Raw genomic sequence first — 16,765 nt, 5'->3', positions numbered from 1 at the left:
CGGACACCCGGTACAACGAATCGTCGCCACACCGAGTGACCCACGCCACCCCCGAACGGGGGTACCGGCGCGATCCTTTGCCCGCCCCCTACCCGCTGGCGACGAAGGCGCACCGGAGGCGACTATTCGCCGGTGGTGCCGTCGATGGCTTCGCGCAGCAGGTCGGCGTGGCCGTTGTGGCGTGCGTACTCCTCCAGCGGTACCTCGTCCGCGAAGATCGTCTTCAGTCGGTCTCGTCGCGGACGGCGAGCATCGGCGCGAGGGCCGTGCCGAGCCGTTGAAGCCATTGCCGGGCGGTTCCGTGGACGCGGGGATGCTCGGCCGTGAATGCCGCCCAGTCCGTGTCCTCGAGCCTGATGGCTTCCAGTTCGAAGTCGTCGGTGGCCCGCCGCCGGAAAACCGTGCGCAGGAGGTGCGGGGCGAGCCGGGTGCGATCGTCTTCGGCCAGCAAGACGGCGTCGTACAGGTCCTTGGACCGCGATCTCGTGCCGGTCGCGGCATCGGTTTGCAGCCAGAGCAGCTTCCAGGCCAGCGACAGTTCCCGGCTCGCCGTCCTGAGGACCGCCGGTGCGCGGCCGTCCGCACGGGGCACCAGGCTCCACACAGGGGGTTCGGGCAGCCGCTCGTCCGCGGCGAAGTCGAGTTGCACCTGCCCCGGGGGCAGTCCCTCCGCCCGCCACGGGATGATCACGCGGCTCCCGGCGGTTTCATCCCCGCCGGCGTCGTTGTAGGCATATCCCCAGTCGCCGTCCACCTGAGCGTGGTCCGCCTGGATCATCACGTCCGGGGCCGCTCTCGGCCGCTGCCGCAGCAGGTCGAGCAGGTCACCATACGGCGGGGCCGCCGGCGTGGCGTCGATCTCCCAGTGCAGACCGTCCGGGGAGACACGAGGATGCAGCCCGCGCGTTTCGAACTCTTCCTCCCCGTCCATCCAGATGTCGTACTCAGTCGCGCCCCAGGCGGCTTCAGGCCACTGCTGGACGACGTCGAACCGGTCCACATAGGGATAGGGATCCAGTTCATCAGGACGCCAGGTCGATTCCGGAAGCACCACGAAATCCAGGTCGGCCGGCTCGCGCGCCAGGTTCCCCGCCCACGCGCACATGCTCATGCTGCCGCGCAGGACCAGGCTCGCGCACCATTCGGCACCCGCGACGAGGCCCAGCACATGATCCAGCGCCGCGCGGTGTGCCGCGCGGCGCCGCGCCGAGCTCTCCCGGTCGCCGTTCATGTACCGGTCTCCGGGCCGCCGGCCCACCCGGCGTCGATGCCCGGGTTGTCGTCGTGCACCACGAACTCCTCCTCGACCTCCACGGGCGTGTGCCCGGCTCGGGCGAGATCGTCCAGCAGGGCCGTCAGTCTCCGGCGCGCTTCCGGACGGCCGACCCGCCGGCACCGCTGGGTGACGAAGCGTTCATGGCGGCCCCCGCCCACCATCCGGCGTGCGTTCCACGACAGGTGCGCCGCGTGGCTCCGGCCCAGCTCCCGCACCTCGGTCAGCTCGTCCGCACCGGCCAGAACCAGCTTCACGTGGTGTTCGAAGTAGCACTCCGGCGGCAGCGCCGCGCACTCCTGCGCGGTCTGCGGGACGTCCGCGTTCCAGGGCGCCGCCTCGATTTTCACCCGGGTGACGCCGACCCCCTCCACGCGCAGCCGCTGCACCCACTCCCGCGCCTGCGCCTGCTGCATGGTGAGTACCCCCGGCCCGCGGTAACTGAGCATCGGCTGGTCGGGGGTTCTGCCTTGCTCCAGGAGAATCCTGGTGTACTTCATCTCGTGGCGCGCCGCCCACCGGCGGATCACCTCATCGCCGTCCTCCGACGGGCGCGGGGGCAGCACCGTCAGATGGGTCTCGAACACGCCCGCGAAGTCCTTCACCGCACCCTTGCAATCGCTCCGCCCCTGTACTGACTCGCCGCCGCTCATTCTGCCGAACGCCACTGACATCGCGCAGGACGGCGCGGACGACGTCACCCGTCAGCGCCAGGTCTTATTCGCCGGTGGTGCCGTCGATGGCTTCGCGAAGCAGATCGGCATGACCGTTGTGGCGTGCGTACTCCTCGAACATGTGCAGGTACACCCAGCGCAGAGTCAGAGTGCCGCCCCTTCCGGGGAATTCCTCGTCCAGCGACCGAGCAGCCACCGTCCGGCGTGCCAGATCGACCTCGCGGGCATATGTCGCGAAGTCGGCCTCGGCATCGGCCGCGTCCGCGAAATCGAAGTCACCGTCGGGGTGTTCGTCGCTGCAGTACAGGTCGGTGACGGTCTCGTCCCGGTCGAATCTGCGGCGGAACCACCAGCGCTCGTTCTCGGCGAGATGCCGCACAAGTCCCAGAAGGCTCAGGCTCGTGCTCGGCACCGGCTTCGACGCCAGTTGCTCACCGGTCAGCCCGCTGCACTTGGACAGCAGCGTGCTGCGATGGAAATCCAGAAACGCCGCCAGTGATGTCCGCTCGTCGTCGCCGCTCGGGAAGTCGCCGCGATCGACCGCAGGTGCCGTCCATGTCATGGAAGGCGATCCTCGCCGCGGAACATCGGCCGGTCAACGAAATTAGCGCTCCCGGAGGCCTGGCTCACCCGGCGCGGTCGCCAGACGTGTCGTCCACCGCCTCTGTCCAGGGGATCGGGGACATCGTCATGGGTGATCGCCATAATCCCCGGCATGGGAAATTCCGCACTGGACACGCTCCTGAGCCTGGTCCCACCACCCGAGTCCCCCTACATCGGTGAACGCGGCTGGGAAGCGGTCTTCGCGGACGTGGGCACCCGGCTGCCGAACGAGTACGTGGAGCTGATCAACCACTACGGCGCCGGGGTGTGGGCGGGCTGGCTGAAGTTCTTCCCGCCGGGCCGATCGGGAAGATACGGAATGCCGGAGAAAGTCCGCGCGGGCCCGCGACGGGTACCGCACGCTGCGCGCCGATTTCCCGGAAGAGTTCCGCCTCCCGGTGTGGCCGGAGCCGGGCGGCTTCCTGCCGGTCGCCGAGTCCGCGAACGGAGATTATCTGGGCTGGCTGACCGAGGGCGAAGACCCCGAATCCTGGCCGCTGATCTTCTGGCCCCGGCACAACGACCAGGGCCCGCCACTGACCTGCGGCGTCGCCGATGTGGTCTACGCACTGCTCATCGGCGACCACGAGAAGTTCGGCTTCCCGAATGGCGAAGACGAGGACGAGGACGAGGACGACCTGGAGTCCAGGCACCCCGACTTCGAGGCGCTCACCGCCGCCGGATTCGACCGGCACGGATAGCCACCGCCACTCTGCTCGATCCCCGACGGAACAATCATCGGCTCCGGCGACGGGATGTGGACTCCGGTGGCGGGCTCGCCGGCGTGGACGCCACGCTCGCTATCGGACCTGAACCGGCGGCCGAGCAAGAGGTGCACGCCCTGGTGGACGCCGCTGCGACGACCTGCCGATCCTCGCCGTGAGTGTGCCTATTGGAGAATTCGGCCCGCCAGGACACAAGATCGTGCTTCGATGTTGCCTGTCCTGAAAGTGCGCATGGAAAGGCTTGTCATGGCCGATCTCGACCCGACCGCCACGTTCAAAGAGTTCGACCGTGACGGCGACGGTTACATCACCCGTGAAGAGTTCACCGCCGCCATGAAGGGGCGCGGAGAGGACGTCACCTCGGACGAGCTCGACTCGATCTTCCAGGCGGCGGACCAGCGCGACGGGGACGCCGACGGGCGCATCTCGCTGGCGGAGTTCCTCGTCGCCTGGGACCGTTGACGAGCGCCCGCGTCCGGGTGTTCGCCCCCGCCCCCGTCCCTGTCGCAACGCCTGGTGAGACCGCACTGCAGGTCAGCCCGGCGCCTTGCGGCTGAGATGCTCCCAGGCGCGGTACTGCGCCGTGCGGGCCTCGTCCATCTGCTGAACCATGTCGTAGGAGGCGCTGCCGACGATGAGGCGCAGCGGCGGCTCCGCCAGATTGGCCAACTCCATGATCACCGGAGCGGCGGTGCTCGGATCGGGACCGGCGTCCTCGCCCCACATCTCGGCCAGCTGGACGCGTAGCGGCTCGTATTCGGTGCGCGGCTCGGTCATCGTGGTGCCGCGCTTGAACAGGTCCGTGCCGTATCCGCCCGGCTGCACGATCGTCACCTTGACCCCGAACGGCGCCACCTCCATCGCCAGCGCCTGGCTCAGCGAGTCGAGCGCCGACTTGCTCGCCGCGTAGAACCCGGCGGACGCGACCCCGCCACCGGTCCCCATCGAGGTGACCTGCAGGATGTGGCCGGAGCCCTGTGCCCGCAGGTGCGGGACCACGGCCTGCGCCACCCAGACCGCGCCGAAGAAGTTGACGTCGAACTGCGCGCGGATCTGCTCCTCGTCCGCCTCCTCGACCATGCCGAGCAGCATCGCGCCCGCGTTGTTGACCACGACGTCGAGCCGGCCGAACGCCGCCGCGGCCTCGTCCACCGTCTTTTGGACGGCCGCCCGATCGGTGACGTCCAGCGTCAACCGAACGAGCTGGTCCGGGTGGGCATCGGCTAGATCAGCGAGCGGGCCGAGATCACGCGCGGCGGCCACGACACGGTCTCCCGCGGCGAGCGCCGCCTCGGCGAACGCCCGGCCCAGACCCCTCGACGCGCCGGTGATGAACCAAACTCTCGCAGTCGTCATGCAATCTCCCCCTCACGTGAGACGAGACGGTTCGTCTCGTTTCGCTTCGTAGGAGTATGCGTCACGTCCCTGGTGAAGTCAAGACGGAACGTCTCGTCTCGCTAGGTGTTACGATTCCGACCGTGTCGCACCCTGGAAAGCCGAACCCGGCCCGGCGCAGTGAGCGGTCCCGGCGGGCCGTCCTCGGCGCCGCACGCGATCTGGTCTCCGAACTCGGGTACGCCAAGGTGTCGATCGAGGCCATCGCGGCGCGGGCGGGAGTGGGCAAGCAGACGATCTACCGCTGGTGGCCGTCCAAAGGCGCGGTGATCTTCGACTCGTTCCTGGAGCTCAGCGAAACCGACGAGGGCATGCGGCTCCCCGACACCGGTGACCTGGAGGCCGACCTCAAGACCGTCATGCGGGCGACCGTCGCCGAATTCGCCGACCCGGCCTTCGAGGCGCCCATCAGGGCGCTCAACATGGAGATCATCGGCGACCCCGCTCTCGCGGCCCAGTACCGCGAGAAGCTGGCCGGCCCCGTGGACGAGGCCAAGAAGGAGCGGCTGCGCAGTGCCCAGCAGGCGGGCCAACTGGCCGCGGACGCCGACCTCGACCTGGTCCTAGAGGTGCTGTACGCCCCGCTCTACCAGCGCTGGCTCCACCGATCGGGACCACTCACCCCTGAGTACGCGGACGCGTTGGTGGAGATCACCCTCCGCGCATTCGCCTCCTGAGCCGTACGGAACGGACGGCGCTGATCAAGCGACGCGGGTTCGAGCGTGGCCAGGGCGTCGTTCGGCTGGCGGACCTGCACCCCCACATGCGGGGTCGCCGAGGAGAAGCCGCTGGCGCCGAGCCGTGACCCGGCTCTCACGACGACCACGTCCCTGCGGCCAAGGAGATGAGTGGTTCGTGACACCGCTGGGCCGACCCGACCGAACCATTGCTGCAAGTGGCGAGCACAGACCGCGCAACGTCGCCGCCCTTCACCGGTGGGGGCCGTGGACGAACCTGATGGCGCCTCGCTCCGTCGTATACACCGGTGGCGAGAAGGGGCGGTGGACGTGATGCGCGGGCAGCGGCTGTCGGTTGGGGCGACGTCGAAGAGCTGGACCATCTTCTGGTCGCTGGTGGCACCCGTACCCCTTGTGCCGCCGGTCGTCTCCATCGTCCTGGCGCTGATCGGGCAGGGCGCCACGGCGGCCGTGCTGCTGGTGATTCCCGTCGTCGTCGGTCCGGCCGTGCTGTGGCGGGGCCTTCAGGAGTATCGGAAGGCGTTCTGGTTGGACGGGCCCGTGCTGGTCCAGCGACAGGTACGCGGGTACCGGAAGTACGACCTGCGCACCGTTCGATTCGCGTTGCACCGCTCGGCGATAACCATGAGCGGCCGGCCGGAGCCCCGCATGCTGATCGTCTTCCCGCCCGGCAAGGCCGCGGTCCACCTGCCGCTCGGAACCTCGGACGATCCCCTCCGCCCTCCTCCCCAGCACGAACTCGACGCCCTGATACGCGCCATCGCTGAGAATCGGACCGACCCCAACGCCCCGGGAATCGCCCACCATCTGAGGCAGTTGTCCGGGACCTGGTAGCGCGGCTTCAACCGGTTCGCCTGAATGTGTCCTCTCGGCTCCGGCGGGGGCGGGCCTGGCGTCAGTGCCCGGACAACTCGAGAAGGCGCCGTCGGAGAACCGGGCCGTCCGACGCCCTGATGAACACGTCGTTGCCCCGGACCGCGATCCAGATCGGACGTTCCGGGTCGGCGATGATGCCGAACCCCGGAAACTCGCGCCTCAACGCGGCGAGGTAGGACGCCGGGTCCAGCCGCCATGCCCCATCGTCGGCGGGCTTCAATCCGGGGCTCCCAGATAGCCCTTGATCACGACCAGGGCGTCGGTGATGCGCTCGCACTCCGCGATGGGCTGCCGCCAGGACGTGAAGAACCAATAGCGGCCTCCGTCCCCGTCGTGTGGAAGGCACGCGACGGTGTCGCCGGACACGCCCCCACCCCCGCAGAGGCCCCGCGCGGTAGAGGTCACGTTGCGGACGACCAGGCCACCGGCCACGTGATGGATCGTGAACCCATGCGCCTTGAGGTGCATCCCGAGGACTTGCAGCCGGACGTAGGACTCCACCGCCGGGGATTCGTGCTCGGGGACGCTCACGGCCGCCTCCTCGTGGACTCGGCGACGGCGACCCGCTCGGACAGCCGGGTCTGCGCATCGCACAGCAACCACAATTCGCCCTCGTCCTTGGCCTGGACTTCGGCCAGGCAGCCGTTCGACATCTGGTATTCGCTCAGCTCGGCGATCCGGTGCGCGACGAACCCGTCGTCCGACGGTTCCCCATACCAATCGGACATGAGGGGCATTCCCCTCACTTTCTCGGAATTAGTTGATACCGGCTTCTTTGCCATGTCGAAGACCTCGTTGTCCGTCGCAGCGTCGAAAAGACTTGCGATCAGACTCACAGGCTAGGTAAAAGGGAGCTAGTGACCGTTTCACACTGCCGGTCAAGCCGAGCCAAGATCACCTCAACCAGCGCCCGCTGGTTAATCCCCCGGAGGCTCCCATGAGCGAGAATCGAGCGCGCATCTTCTTCGGCACCGAACTCCGCCGCAAGCGCGAGGAGGCCGGTCTCACCGGCAAGGAGCTGGCGGACGCACTCGGCTGCACCCCGCAGTGGATAAGCACCATGGAAAGCGGCCGCAAGGTCTCCAAGCAGAGCGCCGAGGACCTCGACACCTACTTCAAGACGGGAGACTACTTCCGCCGCCACTGGAAACTCATCAACGAGGTAGAACTCCAGACTTCGCTGCCCCCGGGTTTTGCTGAGTACGCCGAGCGTGAGAAGAAAGCGTCCTCGGTCCGTGTCTTCTCGGCCCTCCTCGTGAATGGCCTGTTCCAAAACGATCAATACGCTCGGTCTATACTTAGCGACGATATAGCCGCCGATGTCGAGGAACTGGTGGCGCAACGTATGGAACGGCAGGCTCTACTCTTGCGCGACCCTCCTCCCTTCGTGTGCTTCACACTGGACGAGACCGTGCTGCGCCGCATGGTTGGCGGCCCCGAAGTCACGAAGGGGCAGCTGGAGTTCCTGCTTGAACTTGGTGAGCGTCCCAACATCATGGTCAACGTCGTGCCACAGGACGTCGGCTACCACGCCGGACTTGGTGGGAGCTTCACAATCCTCAGTTTCGACGGCTCTGACGTCGCCTATTCGGAGTCGGCGGGAGTTGGAACGCTGATCCAGCAGCACGACAAAGTCGCGGGCTTCGCTCTACGCTGGGAGATGCTCCGAGGTCATGCGCTCCCCGTAGTGGAGTCGCGGGCCATGATCAGGACCGTGTTGGAGAACCTATGAACAACGGGCAGAACGTCAGGTGGCGTAAGAGCAGCCACAGCGACCATCAGGGTGGCGACTGCGTTGAGGTGGCAGACCTGGCCACCACGGTCGGAGTGCGTGATTCTAAGGACCCAGAGGGGTCGAAGTTCACGTTCTCTCCATCCGCCTGGAGCAACTTCACCAGCGAGATCAAGTCCGGCGTGCACGACAAGATGTGATCATGCGAAACGTCCACTGGCGCAAGAGTAGCCGTAGTGCTCATGAGGGCGGTGAGTGCGTCGAAGTGGCGAGCCTCCCGTCCATGGTCGGGGTGCGTGACTCCAAGGATCCGGAGGGGCCGAAGCTGGCGTTCTCTCCGGCCGCCTGGGACGCGTTCACCGGCGGCATCAAGTCCGGTGCGCACGACCTGACCTGACGTCCCCCTGCGAGCCCTGGCCGGATGGTGGCTGGGGCTCAACTTTCCTCTGGGGAAAGTAGCTCGGGAGGTGTCATGAACCCTGATGAGGCTCGCGCTTCGCTCGACGAGATCCGTCGTCTTCAGGACAGAACCCGGAACGAGTACATCCGCCAGGGCACCTCGCGCCCGAGCGTGCTGCTTGTCGCGCTCGGGCTGTTCATCGTGCTTCGCGTCGTTCGATCTACCGGATCCCTGGGACCTTGTCGCCGTGCTGCTCGGGGACGGCCTGATCCTCGGGGTGCTCGCCGTCGGGTACGCCCGCGCGTCCGTCCGTCGAAAGCCCGCCGGCGCCTTACACGATGGCGGGTGCCGCGACGGCCCTCGGGTGCATCGCGTCGACCCGCCCGGTGCGCCGGGCTTACGAGCAGGTCGTCCGGTAGCGATGGACGCGGGCTTCGACGAATTCCTGCATGTTCCGGCGCGGCTGTCGATCGTCGCGCTGCTGGCCCCGGCGGACTGGGCCGAGTTCGCCTTCATCCGCGACAGCGTCGGGACCGGCGACTCTGCGCTCTCCAAGCAGATCACGGCGCTCGCGAACGCCGGCTACGTCACCGTCAGGAAGGGCGGGACGGGGCCGTGCGGCGCACCCATGTCCGGCTCACCCGCAGGGGCGCGAGGCGTTCCGGCGCCACGCGGCGGCCTTGGAACGGATCGTCGCCGCCGCTCGGGTCGTCCCCCAGCCACCGCCCACCGCCTGACGGCCCATCAGGCGATGGGGTCGAGCGCAAGGATGCCGCCCCTTCCGGGAATTCCTCGTTCCGTGACCGGCCCCGCCGCCGCCTGGCGTGCCAGATCAACCTCGCGGGCATATGTCGCGAAGTCGGCCTGGGCATCGGCCGCGTCGGCGAAATCGAAGTCACCGTCGGGTGTTCGTCGCTGCCGTACAGGTCGGTGACGGTCTCGTCCCGGTCGAATCTGCGGCTGCCGGTGGTCATCTAGCTCACTGGGTGTGACGGTGCGGAGGTGAGCGTGTCCCAGGCGGCCATCGCGCAGGTGATGACCTCTTCCAGCTCGGCGCGGTTCGCGCCGTCGCGGGCTTGTACGGATAGGCCTTGCACGACGGTGGTGTAGTAGCGGGCGATGGCGTCGAGGCCGACGGCCGGCGGGGTGAGGTCACCGTCGGTGACGCCGCGGGCGAGCCGGTCTTTGATGGTGCTGAGCATGTCGAACCGAAGGTCGGCTAGGAACTCCCGGATCGCGTGGTTCTCTACGGCGCCGGTGGGCGCGGCCAGGATGAGCATGCAGCCGTGCGGCGTGTCCGGGCGTGTTATCTCATCGGCGGTAGCGCGCAGCATGGCGTGGATCGCGGCGCGTGCGGTCGGCTGTTCGCGCAGCGCGCGCCTGGGCGGCTCGCCTGAGGTTCTGCCGTAGAGCGCCATGACCTTGCGGAACAGATCCTCCTTGCTCCCGAAGCAGGCGTAGATGCTGGCCGAGGCGATTCCCATGGCTTGGGCCAGGTCGTTGAGCGAGGTGCCCTCGTAGCCCCGTTCCCAGAACAGAGCCAGCGCCTTGCGCAGGGCGACGTCGGGGTCGAATGTGCGCGGCCTGCCGCGAGCAGCCATCCAGCGTCCCTCCGGACTTCTTTGTCGTTCGATCAAGTTTACGTTGACCCGCGTTGCAGTGTCATGCCACGCTTTGTTTGTCGTTCGATAAATAAAGAGGGAGCCGATCGTCGTGAGCGTCCCGTCCACCATGTGCGCCTTGCAGCAGACGTCGCTGAACGGCCCACAGGATCTACGCCTGATCACAGACGCGCCGGTACCGAGCCCTGGCCCGGGTGAGGTGCTGATCCGCGTCACCGCCGCCGGCGTCAACTTCGTCGACATCTCACAGGCCCTTGGCACGTTCGCAGACGGACCGCGGCCGCCGTATCTGGCGGGAATCGAGGGCGCCGGTGAGGTCACCGCCGTGGGCGAGGGGGTGACGGACCTGGAGCCCGGCGCCCACGTCATCGGCGTCGGCGTCAAAGGCGGCGCCTTCGCCGAGTACATGGTGCTGCCCGCGGACGCCGCGGTCCCGGTGCCGACGGGCTGGGCCGACGAGCAGGCCCTGGGCCTGGTCGTGAACTGGCCGACCGCACTGGCGGCGCTCAAGCCGCTGGGCGGCGTCACCGCTGGGCAGACCGTGCTGATCCACGCCGCGGCCGGCGGGACCGGCCAGGCCGCGGTGAAGATGGCCAAACACTACGGCGCAACGGTGATCGGCACGGCCTCGCCAGGAAAGCACGAGGTGGTGCGGGCGCTGGGCGCCGACCACGTCATCGACTCCCGCGGCGGCGATATCGCCGCCGAGGTCCTGCGGCTGACCGGCGGCGCGGGCGCCGACCTGGTACTGGAGTCGGTCGGCGGCGCCACCCTGGGCGCCAGCTTGGCCGCGACCAAGCGGGTCACCGGCCGGGTCGTCGTCTACGGCGTGGCCGGCGGCGAAGCCGCGATCACCAACTGGGAACTGGTCTACAAGCACCAGATCCACGTCATCGGCCTGAACATCGGCACCCTGATCCAGGCCGCACCGCAGATATTCGGCGAGGTCATGGGCCAGTTGTCCGGGCTCCTCGCAGCGGGGGTGCTCGGTCCTGGCCGGCCGGCCGTGCATGAGCTGGCCGAGGGGCCGAAAGTACTCGCGGAGCTGGAGGCGCGGGCGACCGTGGGCAAGCTGGCACTGCTGCCCTGAACAGACCGTGACGCCAGGTGTCGGTGCCCTCCTCGGCTTTCCGAGGAGGGCACCGACCACCGTCTGATGGCTCAGTGGTCGGGGTCGAGGGTGGCGAGGGCTTTGTCCAGGGACTGGGGGAGGTCTAGGGACGGGTCTTCGGACCAGCGGAGCATGATGTCGAGCATGATGCCGAAGGCCGCGCCGGTGAGGGTGCGGACGGTGACGTCGTCCGGGCCGCGGTCCGCGCGTTCGGCGAGGATGGCGGTCACGGCGCGCATGGTCTCGAGGTAGTTGCCGAAGGCGGCGCCGCGCAGCGCGGGGACCGACAGGATGAGGACGGTCCGCTCGCGCGCCGTGGCGATGTCCTCGGAGAAGGCGCCGAGTACGTCGCGGATGGCGGCGCGGAGTGCCTGGATCGGCGTCAGCTCCGGTGGCTGGGTGCGCAGCGCCTCATAGAACACCGGGTCGGCCTCGTCGGTGACGACCAGGTCTTCCTTGGTGGGGAAGTAGCGGAAGACGGTCGTGTGCGCGACCTCCGCCGCGTGGGCGACCTGCTCGACGGTCGTCGCGTCGTAGCCGCGCTCGGTGAACAGCCGCAGGGCTTCCCTTTGGATCGCGGCGCGGGTCCTGGCCTTCTTCAGCTCCCGCAGGCCCTGCTTCGACGCCATCGCCCAGCCTTTCGTCACCCCGTCCTGGACGAGGAGCCTACTGGCGCCGGTGGCGTCCGGTCGTGGAGGCGTTCGCCTTCGACGTCCACGTGCGGGAGGACGTCGTCCAGGCGGGAGGGCAGCCACCAGCCGGCGCGGCCGAGCAGCGCCATGACGGCGGGGACGATCGTCATGCGGACGAGGAACGCGTCGAAGAGGACGGCGGCGGCGAGCGCGAAACCGAACGACTGCACCATGGGCGTGTCCGACAGCATGAACCCCGCGAACACGCTGATCATGATGACGGCGGCGGCGGTGACGACACGGGCGCCGTGCCCGAGACCGGCGACGACGGCGTCGGTGGGGGACGCGCCCCGGACGTGTTCTTCGCGCATCCGGGTGACGAGGAAGACCTGGTAGTCCATCGCCAGCCCGAACACCATGCCGATCAGCATGACCGGGAGCAGGTGGACGATGACGCCGGACGAGTGGACGCCCAGAAGACCGTTCAGCCAGCCCCACTGGAACACGGCGACGACCGCGCCGAACGTCGCGGCGACGCTGAGCAGGAAGCCCGCCGTCGCCTTCAGCGGCACCAGAATCGAGCGGAACACGAGCGTCAGCAGGACGAAGGCGAGGCCGACGACGACGGCCAGGTAGGGGACCAGGGCGCCGGCGAGCTTCTCGGAGGTGTCGATGTCGATCGCGGTCTGCCCCGTGACCGCGACCGTGGCTCCGTCGCGGGCGGCGAACCGGTCCCGGATGGTGGTGATGAGGTCTTCGGTGGCCTCGCTGGTCGGCCCGCCGGTGGGAACGACGCCGATCAGGGCCGTGTCGCCGGCCGGGTTGAGCATGGGCGGTTCGACCGCCGCGACGCCGTCCAGGGACGTGACGTCCCGCGCGACGCGTTCGGCGGCGGCCTCGGTGTCTCGCGGGGCCTGCACGACGAGCATGAGGGGGCCGTTGATTCCGGGGCCGAAGCTCTCGGCGAGCAGGTCGTACGCCTGCCGCTGGGTCGTCTCGGGCGGAGCGGTGCCGTCGTCGGGGAGTCCCAGCCGCAGGTCCAGCGCGGGTGCCGCGGCGATGAGCAGCCCGCCGGCGGCGAGGGCGAGCACGGGGAGGGGACGGGACGTGACGAGCCGTCCCCAGCGGCGCCCGGCCGCCGCGGCGGGACGGCGGCGGGCGAGGGCACGGTGGCCCGCGAACCCGAGCAGCGCGGGAAGCAGCGTCAGGGCGACGAGCACCGCGACCGCCACGGTGAACGCGGCCGCCAGGCCGAGCTGGGTCAGGACGGGGATGTTCACGACCGCGAGCCCGGCCAGCGCGATGATGACCGTCAGCCCGGCGAACACGACGGCGGACCCGGCGGTGCCCGCCGCCTGACCGGCGGCGTCGATGGGCTGCCGTCCGTCCAGGACCTCCTGGCGGTAGCGGGAGATGATGAGCAGCGCGTAGTCGATCGCGACGGCGAGGCCGAGCATGAGCGCGAGAGCCAGGGTGTCGGAGCTCAGCTCGATGAACGCGGACGTCACGCTGATCAGCGACAGGGCGATGACGATTCCGGTGGCGGCGGTGAGCAGCGGCAGCCCGGCGGCGATGAGCGACCCCAGCGTGACGAGCAGGACGATCGCGGCGGCCGCGACGCCGAGCAGTTCGCCCGCACCCTCCCCGGGGGGCGCCACGGCGTCGCCGCTCATCTCCACGCGGACGCCGCGGATCGCGGCGGCCTCCCCGAGCGCGTTCCGGTCCGCATCGGTCAGCTCGTACTCGGGGACGCGGTAGCCGACCTCGGCCAGCGCGACCCGGCCGTCCTGGGAGACGACGGGTCCGCTGACGCCGGCGACCTTCGGCGCGTCCTTGATCCGGGCGGCGGCCTGCTCCACGGCGGTCCGGCTCGCGGGCTCGTTCAGCGAGGTCCCCGCGGGGGCGGCGAAGACGACCCGGGCGCGGGCCCCGTCGGTGGCGACCTGCGGAAACCGCTCCTTGAGCAGGTCGTTCGCACGCTGGGACTCGGTGCCGGGCACCGAGAACGTCTCCGGGGCCGGTTCGGACAGGAACGCCCCGCCCAACGCGGTGACCACGAGCAGCCCGGCCCACAGCAGGACGACGAGCCGGCGCCGCCGGAAGCACAACCGGCCCAGCCTGGACAGGTACACCGCCATGACAGTCACTCCCTTTTGCGATTGAATAGGAAGTATTAGTCAACTAGCGTTTCCTGTCAACGTCCTCCCGAGAACGCGAACGTGCCGCCCTCCCACGCTGGGAGGACGGCACGTAAGGGTTGTGGATCAGGGCTGGGACGGGATGTAGGGCGGGGCCACGCCCCAGTCCCAGTGCGGCATCGGGGCTTCCAGGGGCGGCTTCGCGTCCGGCTGGGAGTTGGCGAGGGCGATACGGGTGCCCCACTCGATGTAGGACGTGAACGCGGCGCGGAACTCGGGGTCGTCGGGGAGGCCGACCTCGTCCGCGGCGTCCATGAGAAGGGAGACCCAGCGGCGCCGCTGCGGCTCGGAGATGGCCCTGCGGAGGTGGTGCCGGATCATGTGGTGGTAGCCGCCGCGTTCCGCGCTGTAGCGCTCGGGGCCGCGGAAGACCTCGCCCAGCCAGATCGCGACCCACTTCGGGTGGTCCGGGGCCATGTGCTCGAACAGCGGCCTGAGCAGGTCGTCCTTCAGCACGTTGGTGTAGAACACCTCGGTGAGCCGTTCGAGCGCCTCGCCGCCGCCCGCCCACGCGTACATCGTCGGGACGGACGAGCCGGCGCCGCGCACGGACGTCCGCTCGTAGTGCCGCATCTCCTCGATGGCCTGGACGTACGGCTTGATCTCGGCGAAGAACGCGGGGAAGTGCTCGCCGCCCCGGAAGCCTTTCATGTGGTCGTCGGCGGACGTCCAGCCGATGCGCAGGATGTAGACGGACGGCTCCTCGACGCACCGGGAGAGTTCGTAGTCCACGCACTGGGGCGCGGCGGCGAGGGAGGCGGACGCCCGCGCGTAGGCGGCCTCGAAGTCTTCGATGGACGGCGGGTCGATGCGGTAGCGGATGTACTCGACGATCATTCGGGCCCCCAGGGGATGCAAACCGGTCGGGTAATCACAGTAATCCTGTAATCACCCGACCGGTAGCGAAATGATCAACTCTTGGGCGCCGCTGAACGTCGCAGCCACGCGACCGCGCCGGCGGCCCCCGCGATGACGAGCCCGATCAGCCCGATCCACAGCCAGCCCGACGAGGTGCCCGAATCCTCGGCGGACGTGGCGTTCGCCGGGGAGGACTCGGGGGACCCGGCCGGGGGCTGGGCGCCGGCACCGGGCGAGTCGCCGGCTGCGTCACCCAGCGCCTTGGCGGGCGAGCCCTCCACGGTGAACGTGTAGGCGTCCTGCACAGGATGGCCGTCCGCGGACACGACACGCCAGGCCACCGTGTACTCGCCGTTGGGCAGCGTGCCGCCGAGCCGCTGCGTGACCTTGTTGTCGACCGCGCGCGGCTCCCCGGACTGGACCTGCTTCTCGGACGCGTCCGTCACGATCACCCGCGGCAGCCGCACCGGTTCCGAATACGTCAGGACGATCTGGGACGGCGCCTTGACCGTCGAATCCTCCTCCGGGTCGGCGGACGTCAGCGCGGTGTGCGCGGACGCCGGGGCCGCGGACATCGCCAGTACCAGCCCCGCGGCCGCGGCGCCCGCCGCGGACCGCCTCACGGCGTTCATGACGGGGTGCGTGAAGGTGTGCATCTCGGCATTCCTTTCGAGGTGGGTCATGCCCGGCTCCGGGCGCGGGTCAGGCCGAGTCCGCCGACGCCTTCTCGGCGGTCTTCGGGTTGGCGGTGACGTGCGCGGACGCGGCCGTCGCCAGCCCGAGCACGGATATGGCGGACAGGGAAGCGACCGCGCCCACCCTGCGGGCATGCGGGACGAAGGACATGACGGAACTCCGTTCGAGTCGTACGAGAAGAAGCCGGAAACGCCGCTGAATCGGCGTCCGGTGACGTACGGCGCTCGCCTCAGATGCGGGCGAGCGCCCTCGAACGCGGCGGGGGACCCCGCCGGAGGACCTGGTGCCGCAGCACACGGCCGATGGCCATGACGGCGGCCGACGCCGGTACCACGGGGGTACGGCGCGGAGGCGCCGCGGGTTCAACGGCCGGCAGGGCGACCAGGAGCCGGATCGGGCGGTCCGCCATGGCGGCGACCCGCCGGGCCAGCGACCATGCGGCCCGCTCGCCGCGCCGCAGCCACCACGCCGCCACCAGCGCGGCCACGGTGTGCGCGAGCGTCATCGCCGTCCCGCCCGTGCCGTGCGCGACCGGCAGCATCACGTCCGGACCGGCCGGCGCCGCCCCGCCCATCGCCGCGTGCATCTCCGCCGAGTGCCGCTGGATCGGCTCGGACGCGGCCGTGAACAGGGCGTGCAGAGCGAACTGGCCGCCGAGGAGGCCGCCGAGGATCGTCGCCAGCGAGCGTTCGTGGCCGACCAGCATGAACGTCACGCCCAGCACGGCGCAGAATCCCGCGACCGCCGCCCAGGCCGCAACCGTCCCCGACGCGAGCACGTGCCCCGTGATCGCAAGCGTGACGCACACGGTGGCGAACACCACCGCGCGGGCGGTTCGCAGAGCGGAGTGCGGGGCATGCGGGGACATGGCGCGACCATCCTCCCACCCGGGTCGCCGTCCACGCATCCGCCCCTTGCCACCTTTCAGACCCGCCCAACATCTTGGGGTTGCGCAAAGATCGTCATCTAGATGTAGGGTTCAATCCCGTGCTGGTTCGCCCCCGCCGTTTCGCGGCGGGGGCGACGCGAGAGGGAACCCGGTGCGAGTCCGGGACTGCCCCGCAGCGGTGAGCGGGAACGACCGCCGTCATGAAGCACTGGGCCCACGCGGCCCGGGAAGCGACGGCCAGTAGGACGCCTCGGAAGAGGCGGCGCCCGCGAGTCCGAAGACCTGCCCGCACGGTGTCCGGGACGCGTCCCGGACCGACACGTCCAGGCTTCGCGGGTGGGCCGGGGACGGAGCGCGGCGTGCCCCGGTGGGGACGGCTCGCG

At 69.5% G+C, this 16,765-nt stretch carries 23 protein-coding genes, 1 pseudogene and 1 riboswitch; of the genes and pseudogenes, 9 read left to right on the top strand and 15 right to left on the bottom strand.

The genetic code is table 11. From position 1 onward, the window contains the following. Positions 1 to 122: 122 nt before the first annotated feature. From ACGFK0_RS26570 to ACGFK0_RS26555, 4 genes and pseudogenes are all read right to left on the bottom strand, one after another. Positions 123 to 197, bottom strand: a pseudogene (locus ACGFK0_RS26570) (DUF664 domain-containing protein); the annotation flags it as partial. Positions 198 to 223: 26 nt separating this feature from the next. After that, entirely contained in the window at positions 224 to 1,231 is a 1,008-nt protein-coding gene (locus ACGFK0_RS26565; protein WP_358456048.1) for a nucleotidyl transferase AbiEii/AbiGii toxin family protein, read from the bottom strand. After that, entirely contained in the window at positions 1,228 to 1,878 is a 651-nt protein-coding gene (locus ACGFK0_RS26560; protein WP_392909347.1) for a hypothetical protein, read from the bottom strand. The genes ACGFK0_RS26565 and ACGFK0_RS26560 overlap by 4 nt, the downstream gene beginning before the upstream one ends. Before the next feature lie 112 nt (positions 1,879 to 1,990). Then, entirely contained in the window at positions 1,991 to 2,509 is a 519-nt protein-coding gene (locus ACGFK0_RS26555) for a DinB family protein (protein ID WP_392909345.1), read from the bottom strand. Between the two features lie 439 nt (positions 2,510 to 2,948). Between ACGFK0_RS26555 and ACGFK0_RS26550 the strand changes: the two genes are divergently transcribed. Both ACGFK0_RS26550 and ACGFK0_RS26545 read left to right on the top strand, forming a co-directional pair. After that, positions 2,949 to 3,251, top strand: coding sequence for a hypothetical protein (locus tag ACGFK0_RS26550; RefSeq protein ID WP_392909343.1), 303 nt, complete (start codon positions 2,949 to 2,951; stop codon positions 3,249 to 3,251). 54 nt (positions 3,252 to 3,305) lie between these two features. Further along, the gene (locus ACGFK0_RS26545; RefSeq protein ID WP_392909341.1) at positions 3,306 to 3,737 is read left to right on the top strand and encodes an EF-hand domain-containing protein; all 432 of its coding nucleotides are present in this window, start codon (positions 3,306 to 3,308) and stop codon (positions 3,735 to 3,737) included. A 72-nt stretch (positions 3,738 to 3,809) separates the two neighbouring features. On the opposite strand, the gene ACGFK0_RS26540 is transcribed toward ACGFK0_RS26545, so the two are convergent. Continuing rightward, complete coding sequence (locus tag ACGFK0_RS26540) at positions 3,810 to 4,631, bottom strand: SDR family NAD(P)-dependent oxidoreductase (protein WP_392909339.1); 822 nt, start codon at positions 4,629 to 4,631, stop codon at positions 3,810 to 3,812. 113 nt (positions 4,632 to 4,744) lie between these two features. On the opposite strand from ACGFK0_RS26540, the gene ACGFK0_RS26535 reads away from it, so the two are divergent. Together ACGFK0_RS26535 and ACGFK0_RS26530 are read left to right on the top strand one after the other, a co-directional pair. After that, positions 4,745 to 5,347 carry a TetR/AcrR family transcriptional regulator gene (locus ACGFK0_RS26535; RefSeq protein WP_358456283.1) on the top strand — a complete coding sequence of 201 codons (603 nt, stop codon included), beginning with the start codon at positions 4,745 to 4,747 and terminating at the stop codon, positions 5,345 to 5,347. Between the two features lie 324 nt (positions 5,348 to 5,671). Beyond that, entirely contained in the window at positions 5,672 to 6,202 is a 531-nt protein-coding gene (locus tag ACGFK0_RS26530; RefSeq protein WP_358456033.1) for a hypothetical protein, read from the top strand. Positions 6,203 to 6,263: 61 nt separating this feature from the next. Here ACGFK0_RS26530 and ACGFK0_RS26525 read toward each other — a convergent pair whose 3' ends face one another. From ACGFK0_RS26525 to ACGFK0_RS26515, 3 genes are read right to left on the bottom strand one after another with little or no spacing between them, the layout of a single operon-like run. Continuing rightward, positions 6,264 to 6,464, bottom strand: coding sequence for a hypothetical protein (locus ACGFK0_RS26525; RefSeq protein ID WP_392909337.1), 201 nt, complete (start codon positions 6,462 to 6,464; stop codon positions 6,264 to 6,266). Then, positions 6,461 to 6,775 carry a hypothetical protein gene (locus ACGFK0_RS26520; protein ID WP_358456030.1) on the bottom strand — a complete coding sequence of 105 codons (315 nt, stop codon included), beginning with the start codon at positions 6,773 to 6,775 and terminating at the stop codon, positions 6,461 to 6,463. The genes ACGFK0_RS26525 and ACGFK0_RS26520 overlap by 4 nt, the downstream gene beginning before the upstream one ends. Next, on the bottom strand, positions 6,772 to 6,972 hold the full coding sequence (locus tag ACGFK0_RS26515; RefSeq protein ID WP_358456028.1) for a hypothetical protein: 201 nt from the start codon (positions 6,970 to 6,972) through the stop codon (positions 6,772 to 6,774). Before ACGFK0_RS26515 ends, ACGFK0_RS26520 begins: the two co-directional genes overlap by 4 nt. 209 nt (positions 6,973 to 7,181) lie before the next feature. Between ACGFK0_RS26515 and ACGFK0_RS26510 the strand changes: the two genes are divergently transcribed. The 4 genes from ACGFK0_RS26510 to ACGFK0_RS26495 all read left to right on the top strand — a co-directional run bounded on the left by ACGFK0_RS26510 (position 7,182) and on the right by ACGFK0_RS26495 (position 9,310). Then, positions 7,182 to 7,976, top strand: coding sequence for a helix-turn-helix domain-containing protein (locus ACGFK0_RS26510; protein WP_392909334.1), 795 nt, complete (start codon positions 7,182 to 7,184; stop codon positions 7,974 to 7,976). After that, the gene (locus ACGFK0_RS26505; RefSeq protein ID WP_392909332.1) at positions 7,973 to 8,176 is read left to right on the top strand and encodes a DUF397 domain-containing protein; all 204 of its coding nucleotides are present in this window, start codon (positions 7,973 to 7,975) and stop codon (positions 8,174 to 8,176) included. Before ACGFK0_RS26510 ends, ACGFK0_RS26505 begins: the two co-directional genes overlap by 4 nt. Positions 8,177 to 8,178: 2 nt before the next feature. Beyond that, complete coding sequence (locus tag ACGFK0_RS26500; protein ID WP_392909330.1) at positions 8,179 to 8,373, top strand: DUF397 domain-containing protein; 195 nt, start codon at positions 8,179 to 8,181, stop codon at positions 8,371 to 8,373. A gap of 424 nt (positions 8,374 to 8,797) precedes the next feature. Then, a complete protein-coding gene (locus tag ACGFK0_RS26495) occupies positions 8,798 to 9,310 on the top strand; it encodes a transcriptional regulator (protein WP_392909328.1) in 513 nt (170 codons plus the stop codon). 40 nt (positions 9,311 to 9,350) lie between these two features. Here the strand turns inward: ACGFK0_RS26495 and ACGFK0_RS26490 are convergent, their stop codons facing one another. Further along, positions 9,351 to 9,977 (bottom strand): TetR/AcrR family transcriptional regulator, encoded by a 627-nt coding sequence (locus tag ACGFK0_RS26490; protein WP_358456013.1) that lies wholly within the window; start codon positions 9,975 to 9,977, stop codon positions 9,351 to 9,353. Between the two features lie 112 nt (positions 9,978 to 10,089). Between ACGFK0_RS26490 and ACGFK0_RS26485 the strand changes: the two genes are divergently transcribed. Further along, entirely contained in the window at positions 10,090 to 11,088 is a 999-nt protein-coding gene (locus tag ACGFK0_RS26485) for an NADPH:quinone oxidoreductase family protein (protein WP_358456011.1), read from the top strand. 71 nt (positions 11,089 to 11,159) lie between these two features. Here ACGFK0_RS26485 and ACGFK0_RS26480 read toward each other — a convergent pair whose 3' ends face one another. The 6 genes from ACGFK0_RS26480 to ACGFK0_RS26455 all read right to left on the bottom strand — a co-directional run bounded on the left by ACGFK0_RS26480 (position 11,160) and on the right by ACGFK0_RS26455 (position 16,361). Continuing rightward, a complete protein-coding gene (locus ACGFK0_RS26480; RefSeq protein ID WP_392909325.1) occupies positions 11,160 to 11,756 on the bottom strand; it encodes a TetR family transcriptional regulator in 597 nt (198 codons plus the stop codon). Next, positions 11,753 to 13,879, bottom strand: a complete 2,127-nt coding sequence (locus ACGFK0_RS26475; RefSeq protein ID WP_392909323.1) for an MMPL family transporter — start codon at positions 13,877 to 13,879, stop codon at positions 11,753 to 11,755. The genes ACGFK0_RS26480 and ACGFK0_RS26475 overlap by 4 nt, the downstream gene beginning before the upstream one ends. A gap of 126 nt (positions 13,880 to 14,005) precedes the next feature. Then, positions 14,006 to 14,776, bottom strand: a complete 771-nt coding sequence (locus tag ACGFK0_RS26470; RefSeq protein ID WP_392909321.1) for a group II truncated hemoglobin — start codon at positions 14,774 to 14,776, stop codon at positions 14,006 to 14,008. Between the two features lie 74 nt (positions 14,777 to 14,850). Beyond that, complete coding sequence (locus ACGFK0_RS26465; protein WP_392909319.1) at positions 14,851 to 15,480, bottom strand: copper resistance protein CopC; 630 nt, start codon at positions 15,478 to 15,480, stop codon at positions 14,851 to 14,853. 19 nt (positions 15,481 to 15,499) lie between these two features. Continuing rightward, positions 15,500 to 15,643 (bottom strand): hypothetical protein, encoded by a 144-nt coding sequence (locus ACGFK0_RS26460; protein ID WP_392909317.1) that lies wholly within the window; start codon positions 15,641 to 15,643, stop codon positions 15,500 to 15,502. Between the two features lie 79 nt (positions 15,644 to 15,722). Then, on the bottom strand, positions 15,723 to 16,361 hold the full coding sequence (locus ACGFK0_RS26455) for a hypothetical protein (protein ID WP_392909315.1): 639 nt from the start codon (positions 16,359 to 16,361) through the stop codon (positions 15,723 to 15,725). A gap of 106 nt (positions 16,362 to 16,467) precedes the next feature. Continuing rightward, positions 16,468 to 16,687: riboswitch (cobalamin riboswitch) on the top strand. Positions 16,688 to 16,765 lie beyond the last annotated feature (78 nt).

The organism is Spirillospora sp. NPDC048823 (genome assembly GCF_043198445.1).
Lineage (GTDB): Bacteria > Actinomycetota > Actinomycetes > Streptosporangiales > Streptosporangiaceae > Spirillospora.
This window is presented reverse-complemented; position numbering and strand designations above follow the sequence as displayed.

What these genes read in the sequence shown, in the direction of transcription:
- ACGFK0_RS26545 (WP_392909341.1), top strand. Translation starts at nt 3,306, where the DNA reads ATGTGGACTCCGGTGGCGGGCTCGCCGGCGTGGACGCCACGCTCGCTA.
- ACGFK0_RS26515 (WP_358456028.1), bottom strand. Translation starts at nt 6,972, where the DNA reads ATGTCCGATTGGTATGGGGAACCGTCGGACGACGGGTTCGTCGCGCAC.
- ACGFK0_RS26505 (WP_392909332.1), top strand. Translation starts at nt 7,973, where the DNA reads ATGAACAACGGGCAGAACGTCAGGTGGCGTAAGAGCAGCCACAGCGAC.
- ACGFK0_RS26490 (WP_358456013.1), bottom strand. Translation starts at nt 9,977, where the DNA reads ATGGCTGCTCGCGGCAGGCCGCGCACATTCGACCCCGACGTCGCCCTG.
- ACGFK0_RS26465 (WP_392909319.1), bottom strand. Translation starts at nt 15,480, where the DNA reads ATGACCCACCTCGAAAGGAATGCCGAGATGCACACCTTCACGCACCCC.
- ACGFK0_RS26565 (WP_358456048.1), bottom strand. Translation starts at nt 1,231, where the DNA reads ATGAACGGCGACCGGGAGAGCTCGGCGCGGCGCCGCGCGGCACACCGC.
- ACGFK0_RS26510 (WP_392909334.1), top strand. Translation starts at nt 7,182, where the DNA reads ATGAGCGAGAATCGAGCGCGCATCTTCTTCGGCACCGAACTCCGCCGC.
- ACGFK0_RS26495 (WP_392909328.1), top strand. Translation starts at nt 8,798, where the DNA reads ATGGACGCGGGCTTCGACGAATTCCTGCATGTTCCGGCGCGGCTGTCG.
- ACGFK0_RS26470 (WP_392909321.1), bottom strand. Translation starts at nt 14,776, where the DNA reads ATGATCGTCGAGTACATCCGCTACCGCATCGACCCGCCGTCCATCGAA.
- ACGFK0_RS26500 (WP_392909330.1), top strand. Translation starts at nt 8,179, where the DNA reads ATGCGAAACGTCCACTGGCGCAAGAGTAGCCGTAGTGCTCATGAGGGC.
- ACGFK0_RS26475 (WP_392909323.1), bottom strand. Translation starts at nt 13,879, where the DNA reads ATGGCGGTGTACCTGTCCAGGCTGGGCCGGTTGTGCTTCCGGCGGCGC.
- ACGFK0_RS26540 (WP_392909339.1), bottom strand. Translation starts at nt 4,631, where the DNA reads ATGACGACTGCGAGAGTTTGGTTCATCACCGGCGCGTCGAGGGGTCTG.
- ACGFK0_RS26460 (WP_392909317.1), bottom strand. Translation starts at nt 15,643, where the DNA reads ATGTCCTTCGTCCCGCATGCCCGCAGGGTGGGCGCGGTCGCTTCCCTG.
- ACGFK0_RS26455 (WP_392909315.1), bottom strand. Translation starts at nt 16,361, where the DNA reads ATGTCCCCGCATGCCCCGCACTCCGCTCTGCGAACCGCCCGCGCGGTG.
- ACGFK0_RS26555 (WP_392909345.1), bottom strand. Translation starts at nt 2,509, where the DNA reads ATGACATGGACGGCACCTGCGGTCGATCGCGGCGACTTCCCGAGCGGC.